Source organism: Klebsiella sp. GG_Kp146 (assembly GCF_040061975.1).
GTDB classification, from domain to species: Bacteria; Pseudomonadota; Gammaproteobacteria; order Enterobacterales; family Enterobacteriaceae; genus Klebsiella; species Klebsiella quasipneumoniae.
Genome location: NZ_JBEAHA010000003.1, coordinates 170996 through 187789 on the forward strand (window position 1 = coordinate 170996; position 16794 = coordinate 187789).

At 51.7% G+C, this 16794-nt stretch carries 13 protein-coding genes and 1 riboswitch; of the genes, 2 read left to right on the plus strand and 11 right to left on the minus strand.

Features of this window, described 5'->3' with window-relative positions; all coding sequences use genetic code 11:
- Nucleotides 1-209: 209 nt before the first annotated feature.
- Nucleotides 210-842: a LysE family translocator gene (locus tag ABLU95_RS05325; RefSeq protein ID WP_023289802.1), complete on the minus strand. Its 633-nt coding sequence runs from the start codon at nt 840-842 to the stop codon at nt 210-212.
- A 17-nt stretch (nt 843-859) separates the two neighbouring features.
- Nucleotides 860-939: riboswitch (ZMP/ZTP riboswitch) on the minus strand.
- A 343-nt stretch (nt 940-1282) separates the two neighbouring features.
- On the opposite strand from ABLU95_RS05325, the gene katG reads away from it, so the two are divergent.
- On the plus strand, nt 1283-3460 hold the full coding sequence (gene katG, locus ABLU95_RS05330) for a catalase/peroxidase HPI (protein ID WP_044523422.1): 2178 nt from the start codon (nt 1283-1285) through the stop codon (nt 3458-3460).
- 33 nt (nt 3461-3493) lie between these two features.
- Here the strand turns inward: katG and zapE are convergent, their stop codons facing one another.
- Nucleotides 3494-4555 (minus strand): cell division protein ZapE, encoded by a 1062-nt coding sequence (gene zapE, locus ABLU95_RS05335; protein WP_348878970.1) that lies wholly within the window; start codon nt 4553-4555, stop codon nt 3494-3496.
- A gap of 96 nt (nt 4556-4651) precedes the next feature.
- The gene (locus ABLU95_RS05340) at nt 4652-5332 is read right to left on the minus strand and encodes an MgtC family protein (RefSeq protein ID WP_032452970.1); all 681 of its coding nucleotides are present in this window, start codon (nt 5330-5332) and stop codon (nt 4652-4654) included.
- Between the two features lie 590 nt (nt 5333-5922).
- Here ABLU95_RS05340 and ABLU95_RS05345 point away from each other — a divergent pair.
- A complete protein-coding gene (locus ABLU95_RS05345; protein WP_348878972.1) occupies nt 5923-7329 on the plus strand; it encodes an MFS transporter in 1407 nt (468 codons plus the stop codon).
- A gap of 36 nt (nt 7330-7365) precedes the next feature.
- Here ABLU95_RS05345 and ABLU95_RS05350 read toward each other — a convergent pair whose 3' ends face one another.
- From ABLU95_RS05350 to ABLU95_RS05385, 8 genes are all read right to left on the minus strand, one after another.
- Nucleotides 7366-7683: a PTS lactose/cellobiose transporter subunit IIA gene (locus tag ABLU95_RS05350; protein ID WP_180265899.1), complete on the minus strand. Its 318-nt coding sequence runs from the start codon at nt 7681-7683 to the stop codon at nt 7366-7368.
- Nucleotides 7684-7692: 9 nt separating this feature from the next.
- Nucleotides 7693-8016 carry a PTS sugar transporter subunit IIB gene (locus tag ABLU95_RS05355; RefSeq protein ID WP_023289808.1) on the minus strand — a complete coding sequence of 108 codons (324 nt, stop codon included), beginning with the start codon at nt 8014-8016 and terminating at the stop codon, nt 7693-7695.
- Nucleotides 8017-8041: 25 nt separating this feature from the next.
- Nucleotides 8042-9007 (minus strand): alpha/beta hydrolase, encoded by a 966-nt coding sequence (locus ABLU95_RS05360; protein WP_348878973.1) that lies wholly within the window; start codon nt 9005-9007, stop codon nt 8042-8044.
- A gap of 32 nt (nt 9008-9039) precedes the next feature.
- A complete protein-coding gene (locus tag ABLU95_RS05365) occupies nt 9040-10323 on the minus strand; it encodes a carbohydrate porin (RefSeq protein ID WP_152842721.1) in 1284 nt (427 codons plus the stop codon).
- Between the two features lie 186 nt (nt 10324-10509).
- A complete protein-coding gene (locus ABLU95_RS05370) occupies nt 10510-11454 on the minus strand; it encodes a helix-turn-helix domain-containing protein (RefSeq protein WP_032452973.1) in 945 nt (314 codons plus the stop codon).
- Between the two features lie 42 nt (nt 11455-11496).
- Entirely contained in the window at nt 11497-14109 is a 2613-nt protein-coding gene (locus ABLU95_RS05375; RefSeq protein WP_348879041.1) for a family 78 glycoside hydrolase catalytic domain, read from the minus strand.
- A gap of 50 nt (nt 14110-14159) precedes the next feature.
- The gene (locus tag ABLU95_RS05380; RefSeq protein WP_348879042.1) at nt 14160-15395 is read right to left on the minus strand and encodes a PTS transporter subunit EIIC; all 1236 of its coding nucleotides are present in this window, start codon (nt 15393-15395) and stop codon (nt 14160-14162) included.
- Between the two features lie 405 nt (nt 15396-15800).
- Nucleotides 15801-16682, minus strand: coding sequence for a LysR family transcriptional regulator (locus ABLU95_RS05385; protein ID WP_049013677.1), 882 nt, complete (start codon nt 16680-16682; stop codon nt 15801-15803).
- Nucleotides 16683-16794 lie beyond the last annotated feature (112 nt).

Sequence of the window (16794 nt, forward strand, 5' to 3'; positions counted from 1 at the left end):
ACCTGGATCACGGGAAAAACCAACGGCGTAACGGCCGGGAAGCATAGCCTTATCGCGGCGTTAGCCCTACTGAAAGGTTGCTAATGATCTGGCAGAAATGTATCAGCATGTTAGAGCGTGGAGAGCCTTGCGCAGTGAGAGAAAGGCATCAGGGCGCGAGGTTGGCCAGCGACAGGTCTCGCTGGCTCCCCTTTCCCCGGTAAACCCGGTTATTTTCTGGCCTCAAAAGCGATCTTAACCGCCATCCCGGCCAGTACCGTCGCCATCAGCCAGCGTTGAAATTGTTGCCAGCCCGGCCGCCGACCAAGAAAAAGCGCCACCTGCCCGGCCAGCAAGATAATCAGGCCATTCACCGCCACGCTGATTAATACCTGGGTACAGCCTAATATTAACGACTGGCTGAGCACGCTGCCGAGTCCGGGGGTGATAAATTGCGGCAGCAGGGACAAATACAGGATGGCAACTTTGGGGTTCGCCAGGCTGGTGATAAATCCCATCAGAAACAGCTTACGCCCACTGTCGGCGGGTAAGTCGCGCACCGCGAATATCGGCCGCCCTCCCGGTTTAATCGCCTGCCACGCCAGATAGAGCAAATAAGCGACCCCGCACAAACGCAATGCATCGTAAGCATAAGGGACCGCGAAAACCAACGCGGTAATGCCGAAAGCGGCACACAACATATAGAAGAAAAAACCCACGGCCACCCCGGCAAGGGAGATAAAGCCAGCGCGTTTTCCCTGGCAAATCGAACGCGAAGTGAGATACATCATATTGGGGCCAGGGGTTAACACTAACCCCAGCGCCACCGCGGCAAAGGCCATTAAAGAAGCTAATTCAGGCATAACTTATCTCCAGATAGCGGTAATGCCCAGGCGCGCGGCGACGTTGACCATGCTCCCCAACAGTATTCTGTCTTTAGCGCCAGTCACATGGTGTCTAAGTATTAGCTTATTCTGCGTCTGCCAACAACCCCTGCGCCGGGCATTCGTTACGCTCGCGCAGCGGAAAACCCTCATCCTTTTCTCATAGTAAAATTGTCATATCTCAAACAATTAGCATTCCTTCTGCCCGTTTGATACAGATCGTTTCCTTTGCCGTCTCGTTACGACTATGGTTAATGATGAGGTTTATTTTTTACCCCTGGATCCGCCAGGGCATATAAGAGGGTGTTTCGCCCTTCGTTGAACGGAATTAGCTATTAAATCCGTAGACTCATTCAAATATCGCTTATTGGTAGCAGTGTATATCGTAACGGCATTCACAAAAGCAAACGGAGCCTGATATGAGCACGTCTAACGACCCATCCAACAACGCATCCGCCGGAAAGTGCCCTTTCCACGCCGAGACGCCCAAGCAGAGCGCCGGCAGCGGCACCGGCAACCGCGACTGGTGGCCTAACCAGCTGCGTGTCGATCTGTTGAACCAGCACTCCAGTCGTTCCAACCCGTTGGGTGAGGATTTTAACTACAGGGAAGAGTTTAAAAAGCTCGATTACTCCGCGCTGAAGGCTGACCTCAGAGCGCTGCTGACCGATTCGCAAGAGTGGTGGCCGGCAGACTGGGGCAGCTATATCGGTCTGTTTATTCGTATGGCCTGGCACGGCGCCGGCACCTACCGCACCGTTGACGGTCGCGGCGGCGCGGGTCGTGGACAGCAGCGCTTTGCGCCGCTGAACTCCTGGCCTGATAACGTCAGCCTCGATAAAGCCCGCCGTCTGCTGTGGCCGGTGAAACAGAAATATGGCCAGAAAATCTCCTGGGCCGACCTTTACATGCTGGCGGGTAACGTGGCGCTGGAAAACGCCGGCTTCCGCACCTTTGGCTTTGGCGCCGGTCGTGAAGATGTCTGGGAACCGGATCTGGACGTCGACTGGGGCGATGAGAAAGAGTGGCTGGCCCACCGTCACCCGGAAAGCCTGGCGAAACAGGCCATCGGCGCCACCGAAATGGGGCTGATCTACGTTAACCCGGAAGGCCCTAACGCCAGCGGCGAGCCGCTGTCCGCCGCGGCGGCCATTCGCGCCACCTTCGGCAATATGGCGATGGACGATGAAGAGATTGTCGCGCTGATCGCCGGCGGCCACACCCTGGGTAAAACCCACGGCGCAGCCGAGACCAGCCACGTCGGCGCCGAGCCGGAAGCCGCCCCGCTGGAAGCTCAGGGTCTGGGCTGGCACTCCAGCTACGGCAGCGGCGCAGGCGCGGATGCCATCACCTCCGGTCTTGAAGTGGTCTGGACGCAGACGCCCACCCAGTGGAGCAACTACTTTTTCGAGAACCTGTTCAAATACGAATGGGTGCAGACCCGCAGCCCGGCGGGCGCTATCCAGTTCGAAGCCAAAGACGCGCCGGAAATTATCCCGGATCCGTTTAACCCGGGTAAAAAGCGCAAACCGACCATGCTGGTCACCGACCTGACCCTGCGCTTCGACCCGGAGTTTGAGAAGATCTCCCGTCGCTTCCTCAACGATCCGCAGGCCTTTAACGAGGCGTTCGCCCGGGCGTGGTTCAAGCTGACCCACCGCGATATGGGGCCGAAATCCCGTTACCTCGGACCGGAAGTACCAAAAGAAGATCTCATTTGGCAGGATCCGCTGCCGGCGGCGACCCATCAGCCGAGCGCGGACGACATCGCCAGCCTGAAAACCGCCATCGCTGGCGCCGGCCTGTCGGTGAGTGAGCTGGTGTCGGTCGCCTGGGCCTCCGCCTCCACCTTCCGCGGCGGTGATAAGCGCGGCGGCGCCAACGGCGCGCGTCTGGCGCTGGCCCCGCAGAAAGACTGGCCGGTCAATGCTATCGCCAGTCGGGTGCTGCCGACCCTGCAGGCGATCCAGCGCGCCTCCGGCAAAGCGTCGCTGGCCGATATCATCGTGCTGGCTGGCGTGGTCGGCGTGGAGCAGGCTGCGGCGGCGGCCGGCGTCAGCGTCAACGTGCCGTTTACTCCAGGCCGCGTCGACGCCCTGCCTGAGCAGACCGACGTCGAGTCGTTTGACCTGCTGCAGCCGCTGGCGGATGGCTTCCGCAACTACCGTCGCATCGAGGGCGGTGTGTCGACGGAAACGCTGCTGATCGATAAAGCGCAGCAGCTGACCTTAACCGCTCCGGAGATGACGGTTCTGGTGGGTGGACTGCGCGTGCTGGGCGCCAACTACGACGGCAGCAAACACGGGGTGTTTACCGACCGCGTCGGCGTGCTCAGCAATGACTTCTTCGTCAACCTGCTGGATATGGCCACCGTCTGGAAAGCGGCCGATGATCGGGCGGAGCTGTTTACCGGCAGCGACCGTAAAACCGGCGAAGCGAAGTACAGCGCCACCCGCGTGGATCTGGTGTTTGGCTCCAACTCGGTCCTGCGCGCGCTGGCGGAAGTCTACGCCTGCGCCGACGGGCAGCAGAAGCTGGTGCATGACTTTGTCGCCGCCTGGACCAAGGTCATGAACCTCGACCGTTTCGACCTGTGATTCCCTCGCCCCGGCACCCGCCGGGGCGTTTTTTTATACCGCCCGCGGCAGCTGTTGCAGGCGGCTCCGCGTTCGCTGAATATCCTCCAGTTCCACCCCGGCCACCAGCGTCTCCAGGTCGCAGCGGGTCACCAGCAGCAGGCGGATCTGCTTTTCATACAGCACATCAATCACGTTGATAAAGCGCTGCTGGGCCGCCGGCCCTACCGTGGCCAGCGGCGGCACCTCGTCCAGCAACCAGACGGCATAACGTTCGCTGAGCGACAGATAGTCCATCACCGCCGTGGCGGCCTGGCAGAGCTGGGCAAAAGAGAAATGGAGCAAGTCGGGTGACGCCGCGGCCGCCTGCAGCGTGCGATAGCCTACCGCCAGCGGAACCGGTTCGGCAGGCAGCGAGGGCAGATCGTACAGCTGACGCTGTTGTTCGCTCGGGTTAACCCATAGCCGCCCGCTGCAGAAGGCGTTATCCTGGCTCAGGTGCCGTTCGCGATAATCCTCCTCGCCGTTAAGCGCGACGACCGCCAGATGGGCGCGGATCAGCGCGATCGACGGTAAAAAGCGATCGTGATACAGCGGATTAGGCAGCAGCATCTCCGGCGGGTAGTTAGAGGTTGCCAGCAGCACGATGCCCCGTTGAAAAAGGTGTTCCAGCAGCGCCTTCATCAGCATGGCGTCGCCGGGGTCGTGAAGATGAAATTCGTCAAAGCACAGCAGGCGGCAGCCGGAGGTCATCTGCATCATCACCGCCTGCAGGCCGGGCGCGCCGGGGGCATTCAGCCGCTGATGCAGTTCGCGGAAGAAGTGATGAAAATGGACCCGACGCCTGGCGGCGAGCGGCAGGCTGGCAAAAAAGTGGTCGAGAATAAAGCTTTTCCCTCGCCCGGTGCGTCCCCAAACGTACAGTCCCTGCGGCGTGCCGGGCGCGGACAACAGCTGCTGGCCCAGGGCGTCGAGGCGGGCGATGAGCGACAGCTGATCGTCGTCCAGCGTCAGACGGGCACGCGCCGCCTGCTCGGCCATCACGCGGGTAAAGCGAAAATCAGCCGTCGTCATAGTCTGGCCAGATCCCGACGGCACACATCCATTATTTAACATTCTTATAACCTCCAGCAGGAGGCCATTCTAGCCGCTTTCCCGCGGGTTGGCGAATCGCGCGGCGAGCGGCCATGTCTGCTGCCCCGCCGCCTGTCTCTACGCTTCTCCGACGCGCCAGTGTACCGAGGTGACGTTCTGCTGGCCGGCCACCTGCGCCATAATCTGCGCCAGCGTTTTGTGATGCTGCTTATGGCTAATCAGCTCCGCGCAAATCTCCAGCTGATCCGCCGTATCTGCCGCCGCCGACTGCAGCCCCTGCAGGGTGAACCTCTGCTGCTGAGCAATATTCAGCAGCAGCTGACGCACGGCCTTTTCATGCTCGCGTAAACAGGTGACGCGCAAGATATAGCGTTTCTCTTCGTCTCCGGCGCCCGGCAAGGCATGAATGCGCTGCGCCGCTTCGCGGAGCAGGATATTAGCGCACAAAATAATCAGCGTCGCCGCCGTCGCGTTCCAGAACTGTCCCAGGCCGCAGAGGACACCGATACCGGCCGAGCACCACAGGGTGGCGGCGGTATTGAGGCCGCGAACGTTCATGCCATCGCGCATGATCACTCCTGCCCCAAGGAAGCCGATACCGGAGACGATCTGCGCCGCAATGCGCCCGGGGCTGTCCGGCGACGCCGACATCGCGCTAAGAATAAACACCGCCGCGCCGGTGGCCACCAGCGCATTGGTCCGCAAGCCGGCCATACGTTGCCGCCACTGTCTTTCCGCGCCGATCAGCGCTCCCAGCAGCATCGCCGCGAGTAAATGTGTCATATAAGGAAATACCATCGCGCCTTCCTCCAGATAACAGAAAGCCAAAAATTATTGATGTCGCGCTCAGCCGCGCCGGGCAATTAGCGGGCGGGTGATGGTGGAGGAAATAAGCTGGTGGGAAACAGAAACATAACGGTGCCTCTCGCGTACGGTCGCGAATCACTACATTAAGGGAGGCAATCCGGTAATCAAAGATTGCTGCCCGCCGGTTCGGCAAGCAGCGAAAACAGTCGCGTTAGCTTGCCGGAGAAAAACAATAAGGATGACTGTCCAACGCATGACTCCTGTATGAAAGTGGGCACATTATAGCCCGGCGTAATAGCGGGTAAAGCGGGAAAACGCCGCCGGTGAGGATTCGTTTACTCTGTCTGGCCCGGACCCTGGGCAGCGCGATAACGCCAGGCGGGGAGCATTGCCGTCCACGGTGATTTACTTCAATTCTTCCCCTGACGTGCGGCGAAAAGCAGCATGAATCTCAACTTTCCGCCTGTACGGCGCGATCTTGCGCTAAAGATTGCCGTTAACGCTGAAGATTAAAAATTTAAAACTATTAACAATCACTTAACATTAGCAGGCAAACCATTCTTCCTGAGGAACACAACACCATGTCTACCACCCAGGTTCTCGGCGAAACGCCCTATGCTTCGCCAGGACAACCGCACGCCAGCTTAACCGGACGCATTGACGCGCTGCCCGCCTCCTTCGGGTTATGGTCGTTTATCACCCTGCTCTCCCTCGGCGGCTTCTTCGAGCTCTATGACTTGTTCCAGACCGGGTACATTAGTGCGGGCCTGCTGGCGGAGGGTATTTTCCACACCGGCGCGGCGGGGATCTTTGGCATCGCCGATCAGGCGGCCTTTGCCTCCGCCACCTTTATGGGGCTGTTTATCGGCGCGAGCCTGCTGGCGCCGCTGGCGGACAAGCTGGGACGCCGGCTGACCTTTATGGTGGCGCTCGCCTGGTACGGCTTTTTCTCGCTGCTGATGGCGACCCAGAGCAGCGCGGAAGGGGTGATCTTCTTCCGCTTTATGGTGGGAATCGGCCTCGGCATTGAGCTGGTGACCATTGACACTTACCTCAGCGAATGGGTCCCTACCCACCTGCGCAATAAAGCCTTCGCCTTTGCCTTCTTTATCCAGTTTCTGTCGGTTCCGGCGGTGGCGCTGATGTCCTGGATATTGGTGCCAACCACCCTCTTCGGCCTCAGCGGCTGGCGCTGGGTGATCATCTTCGGCGCGCTGTTCTCGCTGGCGATCTGGTTTATCCGCAAAAAACTGCCGGAGTCAGCCCGCTGGCTGGAAACCAAAGGGCGGCATGATGAGGCGCATGCGGTGATGTGCGCGATGGAAGCCCGCTGCGGCCTGACGCCGTCGCCGAAGCATGCGCAGGCGGCGGAGAGCGTCGTCAAACGCGGCACCTTCCGCGAAATCTGGGCGCCGCAGTATCGGCAGCGCACCCTGATGCTGATGGTGATGAATTTCTTCCAGGCGATCGGTTTCTTCGGCTTTGGCAACTGGTTGCCGGCATTGCTCTCCGGCCAGGGCGCCAACATTACCCACAGTCTGCTGTACGCCTTCTTTATCACCCTCGCCTATCCGCTGGGCTGCCTGTTCTGCACCCGCTTCGTGCATCGCTTTGAGAACAAGTGGCAGATCGTTCTCTCCGCGCTGATGACCGTCATCTTCGGCACCCTGTTTGCCCTGCAGAACAGTCCGGTTCTGCTGGTGATCTGCGGGTTTATGATCACCTGGTCCAACGCCTGGCTGACCATCAGCTACCACGCCTACCAGGCCGAGGTCTTCCCGACCCATATTCGCGCCCGCGCCGTCGGCTTCTGCTACTCGTTCAGCCGGCTCTCGACCGCGGTGACCAGCATCCTGATCGGCATTATTCTGCAATATGCCGGCACGCCGGGGGTGATTAGCTTTATCGTCGTCAGTATGCTGATGGTAATGCTGTCAGTGGGGATCTTCGGCCCGAGAACCCGGGGCATTCGACTGGAGAATATCTGATGGCTGTCGCCGCCGCACCTCCGGCGGCGACATATCTTACCTGCCGCGATGCTGCAGCTGACGCTGAACCTCAATCAGTTCCGCGATCAACTCCCGTGCAAGCATGGCGGTCATAATATGATCCTGAGCATGTACAAGAATAAGATTAACCGGCACCTTGCCGCAGCCCTCATCCATACCGATAAGCATGGTTTGTACATCATGCGCGCGTTTTGCGGCATCAGCAGCGCCCTCCATCAGGTTATCAACGTCATGCCATGCCCCTTTTCTGGCGGCCTGCAGCGCCTGCATTGCCAGACTGCGGGATTCACCGGCGTTGATGATGAGTTCCATGACGGTTGCTTCCATATCCATACGGTTTCCCTACTTGTTGAGTGAACGTTCATCAAGCAGCGCCAGCGCCGCATCAAGAATTTTATCGCCACGCATCATGCCGTAATCCATGCTATCGATAATGGCGACTTTCTTGCCCACCGCAGTGGCTTTTTTATTAAATTCTTCGAATTTATATTTAATTTGCGGTCCTAAAAGACAGCAATCGTAATTTGGCAACGTGCGGTCAAAATCATCCATTGAAACAGCAATAATATCGACGGCAATCCCTTTCGCCGCGGCCGCTTGCTTCATTTTATTCATTACCATGCTGGTTGACATGCCGGCAGCGCAGCATAAAAATATTTTTTTCATCTTATTGACCTGATCCTATAACGTATTATTGATGCTTACCTTTGAGATTTTTATCTAAAAAATTAATGATAATTTTCGATACTTCAGGCTGATACCACATTAAACCTGCGTGGTCCGCCCCTTGCACCACGTAATGAGTTGACGGTATTTTTTTAGCCACCAGCGCATCGTGTAAAAGCGTTGACTGGCTGGGTGAGACCACATTGTCGGCATCGCCGTTCATTAGCAGAAAAGGCGGCGTTTTTTCCGAAATCCAGGTAATGGGATTAGCCCGTTTGGCCTTTTCGGGATAGGCGGAGATAGCGCCACCACCTTGCCAGGGAATACCATTAACCAGCATCGCCTCAGGAATGGCCGGTGACTGATGCGCTTTTTGAATATCCGCGGAGAAGTCAGCGCCGACTTTCGTCAGATCAGACAGGCCATAGAGATCAACTACCGCCTGCACATCGCTACTTTGATTTGAATACTCTCCCTGATCAAATTCCTTATGGCCACTGGTGGTGCCCACCATGGCGGCTAAATACCCTCCCGCCGACTCGCCCATCACAGCGATATGGTTGGGATCGATGCCTAATTTTTCGGCATTGGCGCGTAGAAATCTGACCGCCGTTTTCGCATCTTCAACCATTCCCGGGAAAGTCACATTGGGTACGACTCGATAGGTAATGCTGGCGACGACGTAACCGGCCCGGGCAATATCCACCCGCTGACCGATAAATTTTGATTTGGGCGCATCGAGAAAGCCGCCGCCGGTAATAAATACTACGGCAGGTAATGGTTTATCAGCATAAGGCTTGAGTAAATCCATCGATAACTGGAGCGGTCGCCCCATGATATTTTGCGTAAATGAATAGGCAATATCAGGCACCATCTCAACGGCCAGAGCGCTGGGTTTAATAATAATCGTTTTGCTGTCTGCTAATGGTGTTTGCGCAAAAGCAGGCGGAATAATAAGCATCATCAGCATAGCAGCGACGTGTTTGTTCATAGGGTAATATCCTGTAGTGATGTAGTAATGTTTTAGAACCAGACTTCCATTCGATACCCGACTCGCCACTCCGAGTCTTTCGGCAATAACGTGACCTCTTTATCCCCGCCTGCGTAGGTGACCGTCAAACTGAGAATTGGCGCAACATACGGTAGGACATCTAGCTGTAGTGCCGGTCCGGCGGCAATTTTGTAGCCGACACCGCTGGCGCCTTCGACGCCATTTTTATTGATTGTGTTATTCACCATGACTTCATACAACATGGAAAGATTTTGGTGATGAATATTTTGCTTAACATTTACGCCGGTAAAGATCCCAGTTTCATTTGCGGAACCATAGATCATGTCCCCACCTGAATAGCCTGTATCAGGTATAAAGGTGGTTCGGTCAGTCGTTTTTTCACGCTTAGTATATTCATAGATGAAAGCCGGCGAGACGGCAAAATCATCAAACAACGTCAAGTTTCCGTCGGTGGAAAAGCGCATTGAAGAATCGCCCTCTTCGCTAAGGACGGTAATACGACTGGTGTTCAAATAAGGAGCGATCACCCCTTTGCCGTACTGTAATTTGACGGTAGATTGTCCCTTTGCCACCCCCCAAAAAGACGGCATGCTGTATTTCGCGGAAAAACTGATTGCTTGCTGCTTGCCGGTACCCAATGGGTCATCAATTTCTTTAACATAGGTCATACCCAGTTCTGTCTGATCGAAACGATAAGCCATATCAACGATGCGCCGCGAGCCCTCTATCGCCTGCGGCGCGGTATCGCTGGACCAGTCGATCTGGTCGGTACCAACGTTTAAATCAAAATTTTTACTGTTATAACCGAGGCCGGAATCAATATGTACTTCTTTGGTATTGTAGGCGAAGATATTAATACGTTGATCGAGGTAACGACGCCCAGCCCATATGTTTGCGCCCTCGGGGAGAAAGGAGAGTCCGCCAAAGCGCCCATAATTCTGTGCCGTTTCTACCGTTTTATCGCCATAACCCACCATTTCATAGGTATAATCAGCCCATTGTTCGGGGGAAACCAGACCCTGCCATTTTTTGGTTATCGCCATGGATGTCCAGTAATCGTGCCAGAAACTGTTTCCTAAATCGCCCATTTTGCCGCGGGGATCCTGATTAGGGCCTGTGGGGTCGGTATGCAACGACATATTTTTTGGCCGATTTAATTCGCTCTGAAAATCTCCCGCGACCATGCCATATCCATTTAATTTAAAGCTGCCGTCGTCGCTGAGATTTGCCGCATGGCAAAAGGTAGCAGGAAGTAAACATGAGATAACGCCTGGAATAATAATTCTGGGGTTCATTCTTCTGACTCCATCAGGTAAGAGATATAAATAAATCAAATTATTATTTTTATTGCTTAACTGATTTTATTTAAAGAATGCCACCTGCGTTATAACCCTGCTTGCCTTTTTATATATCGGTTGTTGCCGATTTTACTTATTACAAAAACATGCAATAGCATGGACAGTGTGAGCCAATTTTACCATTCAGGAGTTCAGGTCACGATACTCCTTAATACTCATATTATATCTCTCTTTAAATACTTTATAACAATGTGAAGCATTTTCATAACCCGTCATATTGATAACGTCAATAATGGAGTGATTAGTATGCTTAAGAAGGTGGATTAAAACATCTATGCGTTTCTCAACCAACAAATCGCTAAAGTTCTTACCGGTGAAGTCTTTTATCAGTTTACTCACCTTATAATTAGGTTGATTTAGACGACAGGAAATCTCCTTCAAGCTGGCTGTTTTGTAATCTGTATCAATGTATCTCAACACGGCCATGGCAAGAGATTCATTGTAACTCCCATTGATATGATAATCGCTGGCTTGTACATTCGACAGTAACTCCGTCATCAACAGTCCCACCAGGAAATTGACGCGAATCTCTTTTAAGGAGTTATTGCTATAGATTTCGCTGATGATCACATGCATAATGCTTTGAATTGCGTCAATTTCTCCCACTTTAAAGTGAATATGTTCTCCATGTTTTTTCCTGCCATTAATTGCTGAAAGAATAAAACGGGAGATGATGTTATTTTCATCAAAAAGGGACATCAACCGCCCGAAAAACTCAGTCTTAATAATAAAATTGATGATAATATCATTCTGCCCTGCGGCTTCAATTTCGTGCCTGGCAAACTGGTTGATAAGCAGGATCTCACCCTTACCCAGGGTGAGATTTTCGTCATTAATCTTCTGATGCATTTTACCCTGATATATATAAATAAGCTCAATAAATCCATGAGAATGCAACGGAATTTTCGTAAATCGGGTCTGCTTTTCAATATGAATGTAATTATCTTTGAAAAACCTTCGCTCCATATGGCTTTTGAATTTATGACACAGTTGATAGTTAGCGCGAAGCAGTTCGAGTTCTCTATCGGTATAAGCTAGTAGCTTTTCATGAATATCATGGTGTAACATAAAAGTACCTAACTGGAGCGAACGTTTGGGTATGCACTATCATTACAATAGTACTTTTATTTCACCTGCATCTGTAATGTCATAAAACTGATGATAGGTATCACAATCTATCGGCGCAGGTAATTGTTTATTAAGTTGATACGCCTTTGGTAATTTAAGGGTGCATTTTTTGAGGTTAAATGGCACTTTGACGACTAATTCAATTCCTTTCTTATAGCGCCGCCAGCGACATTCAATACGCCCTCTGATGGTTTGATGCCAGCAATCCACAAAGTTAATCGTCTCAGTAAAAGATGGACTGATTAAAATAACATCCGCCCCAACCGCCTCCTCAGCGACGGTAATACCACCTAAAGCTTGAAAAAACCAGCTGGTATAGGAACTGAACATCGCGTGATTATTTGAACCATTCAGGTTATCACCAAAAAATTCCTTCAATGTGCTGTCATCATGTTTAAGCATTTTTTTGAATCCGGCTTCGACCCTTAACCATTCAAGGATTAATTCATTATGACCATAGCGGTGAAATATTTCATAGGCGAAACTTTGGCCAAAAATCCCGCAAGTGATAACATTTTGCTCTTTTTTGATGAGATCGATCAGTGCGTTCAATGATTCCTCGACATCATCACACAAATCGAAGTAGATTGCAAAAACATAGCTGGTCTGGCTACGATCGGCAAAACTGCCATCCGCATTCTTATAGAGTGATACAATTTTCTCTCTGAGTTTATTGGCCTTACTAATATATTTTAACCATTTTTCTTTTAACCCAAGATCTTCACATATTTTTGCGATAATTAACAAATGATAATAATAGAAACAAGCACTGGTGAAATGGAGAGCCGGCGAGCCATTTTTGTAATGACGCATATCATGATCGCGGCTTCCCCAGTCACCCAGGCAGCAGGTCACCAGGTCCTCGAAGTTGTGCATTTCCAGTGAAAGGATTTGCTTTTCAAGAAATGGCAGGCTTTCGGCCAGCAGGTTGACATTGCCATAATGTCGATAATGAATAGCAATCAAATAGGGTAATACCAGTTGCCAGCCCAGAGGACCCGCCTCCCCGCCGACTCCATTGGTTTTAATTCCCATAAATGGCGCGGTTTCCGTCACCCCACCACAGGGGCGAATATCATTGATAAAATCAAAAATAGTTTTCTTATAAATAGCGGCAGAGTCAAACTGATACACTTGCGACCGGGCAAGCGCGACGAGATCGCCGCCATAGGCGAAACGTTCACGTGCACAATCCCCGAATACCGAATGAATGTTGTTCAGTTTAGTTCTTTTGGCAACCTCAAAAAGCTTATTAATGTAAGGATCAGAACAATAAAAGCCACCGTTTTCTCTCAGTACAGTATGTACTGAAAGAGCCTGAACATTATTTAATTGTTCGATATTAATACCGCTTATCTGCACATAGCGAAACGAATGACAGGTAAAGGTATTGACAAAATGGTTCTTCCCACTGCGGCATACAAAGGCGTCTTTCTGCTCCGCTCTCGCCGGTGCTCCCATTCCGCCGTCAATGATCACGCCTTCAGCAACCTCTTTGCCAACAAATCCCGCAAGGGTTGAGTCAGTATTCAGTTGGTAGTTTTCATCAACGAGTTCGCTATAGAGCAGTTCGACACGCTGGTTCTCAGACGCGGTAATGGATAAATCGATAAACCCGGTCACGATGGCACCGAAATCAATAATGAATCTCTCTTCGTCTACAACGTGGATATGCTCTGCACCCAGGGATAATGTATGGTTAATTTTTGGAATAAAACTCGAGACCAGACGGCCTTCAGGTCCATTGCTCCGCTCCACATTTTTCCAGTCAGGCATCAGCAAATCAGTCGTGTTGTCTCCACGAAACAAATTCATATCCAGGCGCTCACCCAAATAGATATTGTTAAAGGTATAAGCCCCTTCGCAGTATTGCCAGTCGGCATCGCTACCGAGAGTTATTTCGCGATCTGCAAATTTCATATGGACATCGGCAATGACCTGTGGTTCGCCGATGGTTAATGTCTCTCTAAGATTATATTTACCAAACAATTTAAGCGGCGCAGGATTAAACCAACCATCGGCTAGCTCAACAACCACTTCATTTTTCGGCTTATTGATAAACGGTTTTATACTGTACGTATCGTAATAAATAACTTTAGCGTAATTAGTCCAGTCAGTATTCAGTTCACCGCGGGTTACCTCTTTACCATTGATATACAATTTATAGAAACCAAGTCCGACAATGCTGATATGGGCATCGAGCAGTTCTTCTTCAAGATAAATTGTTTTTCTCATCACCACATTACGTTTACCGCGATAGTAATTATCATCATCGGTGAAGTGATGCCCCCCACTTACCCAACGACCGGAAAATTGACCAAGGTTACTGGTTGTAAAACTATTTTTAAAGAGATTGCTCTCACCATTTTCACCATGAGTAAGAACTTCTATCGTATAAGAAGTAAAGCATTGTAACGATATTGCATCGAGAGTGATAATTGTATCATTACCCTCTCTTGTGATAAGAGATATCTGTTCAACACTCTTATAAACTTTTATCAAAAATGACTTTTGAGGATAATCAGTAGACCAGCACACCATAATCGGCAGATGATCGACAATAATATTTTTCGTTTGGTAATTGATACTTAACATCTTTCCCACCATGGCTAAATTGGCGTTGCTGGCGCATTTTTCTGGGACATTCAAATGATTTTCGTCTGATTTTCTTCCCGGCAAGCGATAAGGTCGGCAGTCTTGAAGAAAAAATACCATCCTGCAAACCGCACAAAAAGTCCTATAAACTGGAAAGCGGCTATTTTCCAACTCCCCTGCATAAAACCAGAAATAATAATCGGCATACCGGCTGGCGTACTGACACCGGCGACGCGCGGCAATATGCCAATGACCGTCAAATACCAGGCAATGCCTAGCATGATGCCATTGATAAAAATATAAGGGATCGCCAGAGTAATATTCATTACCAGCGGCACGCCATAAGCCATCGGTTCACCAATTGTGAAGATGGCCGGTGGCAAGGCGATTTTCCCGAGCGTTTTATAGCGTGCGCTCTTTGCAAAAAAAGCGAGCATAATAGCCAGCGGTAATAAATCTCCAGCAACGCCATAGGTCATAAAGAACGCGAAGCCAGTAATGTTGGGTAATTCTACGCCTGCAGCATATGCAGCAAGCTGCTGGGCATCCATGGCGAACCAGATCGGCGCGACGATACCGAGCGTAATCGCATGACCATGTAGACCAAAAAACCATAGCAATTGTGCGACAACAGCAACAAAGATAACTGACCAAATACCGGATCCGAGGGATGTTAGAGGAACCTGGATTAATTTATAAATAATTTCATGAATGCTACCATAACCAACGCTGGTAATGACTGCGGAAATAATTGTAAATAGCGTCAGGATGGTGATACCAGGGACCAATGAAGAGAACGATTTGGATATAAATTCTGGCACGTTTTCAGGCATTTTGATAATTAACCCTTTGCGGGTTATCACCACAAATATTCGTGTTGAAATTATCGCTACCAGAATGGCGGTAAAAAGACCCATGGGCCCTAACCATTGACCAGGAATTGAAAAGGATTGTCCTAACGGCCCTGTCTCCCCGACATCATAAGGCGTTAGAATAAAGAAAGAGATCATGGAAATCAGGCCTGACATAAAGCCATCAACATCGAAATGCTTCGCTAGCGTATAGGCGACGGAGAAAGCGACAATGACGGCTAAAAAATTATTCGTAAAAGTGATCGGGATGTCGAAGAAGCGAGTTAAATTGTGGTGTAACAAAAAATCCTGATACGGTGCGAAGGGAAAAACTTTAATCAAAGTCGCCACAGAACTCATAATCGTGACAGGCAATATGAGCATCATACCGCTCATAATGGACTTAAGATAAATATTTTGACCAATGCTTTGCATCATCTGCAAAGCCTTTTCTTGTAGAATATGGGTGTGAGATGACATGTAAACAGTCCGTAATGTTATTAGTTTTCAGACATACTGATTTAACAATTCATATGCCGGCATGACATTAATGCATCATAATCTAACCAGGGAGTCAGCCTAATCTATCATTATGGGGTAATACATATCGGTTGTTGTTAACTTAAATGACGGCTGTTGCCGTAGTTAATATTTGTGATGTATATCGCAGGAAGGAGAAAGGATGGTCATTAAAGCTTGTGTCATTTGAACACTGGTGTGAAGCGCCGCACTATCACTTCTACCCATGCCCATGCCCTTGCTCTGCCGGAGCTCTGCTGGCCCCCTCGGGGGACTATGTAGACATGGTTGCTGACTAGCCGCCCGGCCAGTCGCGCCACCTCAGCCAAAAATCCCCTGCGCCTCGGCGAAGCATTTTTCCGCCAGCGTCGAGACCGGCTCCTGCTGGCGCATAATCAGCGCCAACTGCGAATCGACCTGGCTTTCGGCGATGGGCAGGATGTCAAGATTGTCGCTGAGGGCCTCCAGGCCGTTGTTGAGCGGCATGATGGCGCAGCAGATCCCCGCCTGCACCGCCTGGATAATCTGAAACGTCGAATCGCTTTCAAAGACAGACTTCGGCGTTAGCCCTTTGGCCTTAAAGCTGATTTCAATGGATTCCCGGTAGTACATTCCCTTGGTCAGAAAGCCAAGGGGCAGCGTCGCCAGCCTATCCCACCCCGGCGTCCCGTCGCTGAAGTCGAAATGGCGTTTATCGTGCAACAGTCCCATCCGGGTTTGCGGCAGCCGGGCGATCTTAAACAGACGTTCATCCAGATGCTGCAGGTAACAGATCCCCAGGTCCAGCTGGTTGCGGCTGACGCCATCGATAATCTGCTCCGAGGTCATTGACAGCAGGCTGAACTGCAGCGCCGGGTATTTCTCCGCGAGAGGTTTAATCAGCTGCATCGGATTGAGGCTCGCCAGCGGCACCATGCCAACCCGTAGCTGACCGACCATCTGTCCGCGACAAATGGCCGCCTCCGCCGCCAGACCGTCATGGGCGGCAAGCACCGCCCGCGCCCAGGCCAGGATCCGCTCCCCCTCCGGGGTAAAACCCTCGAAGCGCTGGCCGCGCTGGATAAGGGTCAGGTTCAGCTCCTCTTCCAGATTACGAATGCGCATGGAGAGGGTCGGCTGGGTAATATGGCAGGCTGCCGCCGCCTGGCCAAAATGGCGCGTCTGATCGAGCGCGATCAAATATTTGAGTTGCTTAATATCCATTCTTTTTCCCGTTTGAACCCCGCCGTTCACCCCCGGGGCCGCGCACAGGTTACCAGAATGTTAGTTTCATAACCGATAAATTCAAGCGAGGAGACGAGGGGGCGACGGGCGC

Excerpts from the sequence above, each read along its gene's own strand:
- ABLU95_RS05325 (WP_023289802.1), bottom strand. The coding sequence starts at position 842 with ATGCCTGAATTAGCTTCTTTAATGGCCTTTGCCGCGGTGGCGCTGGGG.
- katG (WP_044523422.1), top strand. The coding sequence starts at position 1,283 with ATGAGCACGTCTAACGACCCATCCAACAACGCATCCGCCGGAAAGTGC.
- zapE (WP_348878970.1), bottom strand. The coding sequence starts at position 4,555 with ATGTTAAATAATGGATGTGTGCCGTCGGGATCTGGCCAGACTATGACG.
- ABLU95_RS05340 (WP_032452970.1), bottom strand. The coding sequence starts at position 5,332 with ATGGTATTTCCTTATATGACACATTTACTCGCGGCGATGCTGCTGGGA.
- ABLU95_RS05345 (WP_348878972.1), top strand. The coding sequence starts at position 5,923 with ATGTCTACCACCCAGGTTCTCGGCGAAACGCCCTATGCTTCGCCAGGA.
- ABLU95_RS05350 (WP_180265899.1), bottom strand. The coding sequence starts at position 7,683 with ATGGATATGGAAGCAACCGTCATGGAACTCATCATCAACGCCGGTGAA.
- ABLU95_RS05355 (WP_023289808.1), bottom strand. The coding sequence starts at position 8,016 with ATGAAAAAAATATTTTTATGCTGCGCTGCCGGCATGTCAACCAGCATG.
- ABLU95_RS05360 (WP_348878973.1), bottom strand. The coding sequence starts at position 9,007 with ATGAACAAACACGTCGCTGCTATGCTGATGATGCTTATTATTCCGCCT.
- ABLU95_RS05365 (WP_152842721.1), bottom strand. The coding sequence starts at position 10,323 with ATGAACCCCAGAATTATTATTCCAGGCGTTATCTCATGTTTACTTCCT.
- ABLU95_RS05370 (WP_032452973.1), bottom strand. The coding sequence starts at position 11,454 with ATGTTACACCATGATATTCATGAAAAGCTACTAGCTTATACCGATAGA.
- ABLU95_RS05375 (WP_348879041.1), bottom strand. The coding sequence starts at position 14,109 with ATGTTAAGTATCAATTACCAAACGAAAAATATTATTGTCGATCATCTG.
- ABLU95_RS05380 (WP_348879042.1), bottom strand. The coding sequence starts at position 15,395 with ATGCAAAGCATTGGTCAAAATATTTATCTTAAGTCCATTATGAGCGGT.
- ABLU95_RS05385 (WP_049013677.1), bottom strand. The coding sequence starts at position 16,682 with ATGGATATTAAGCAACTCAAATATTTGATCGCGCTCGATCAGACGCGC.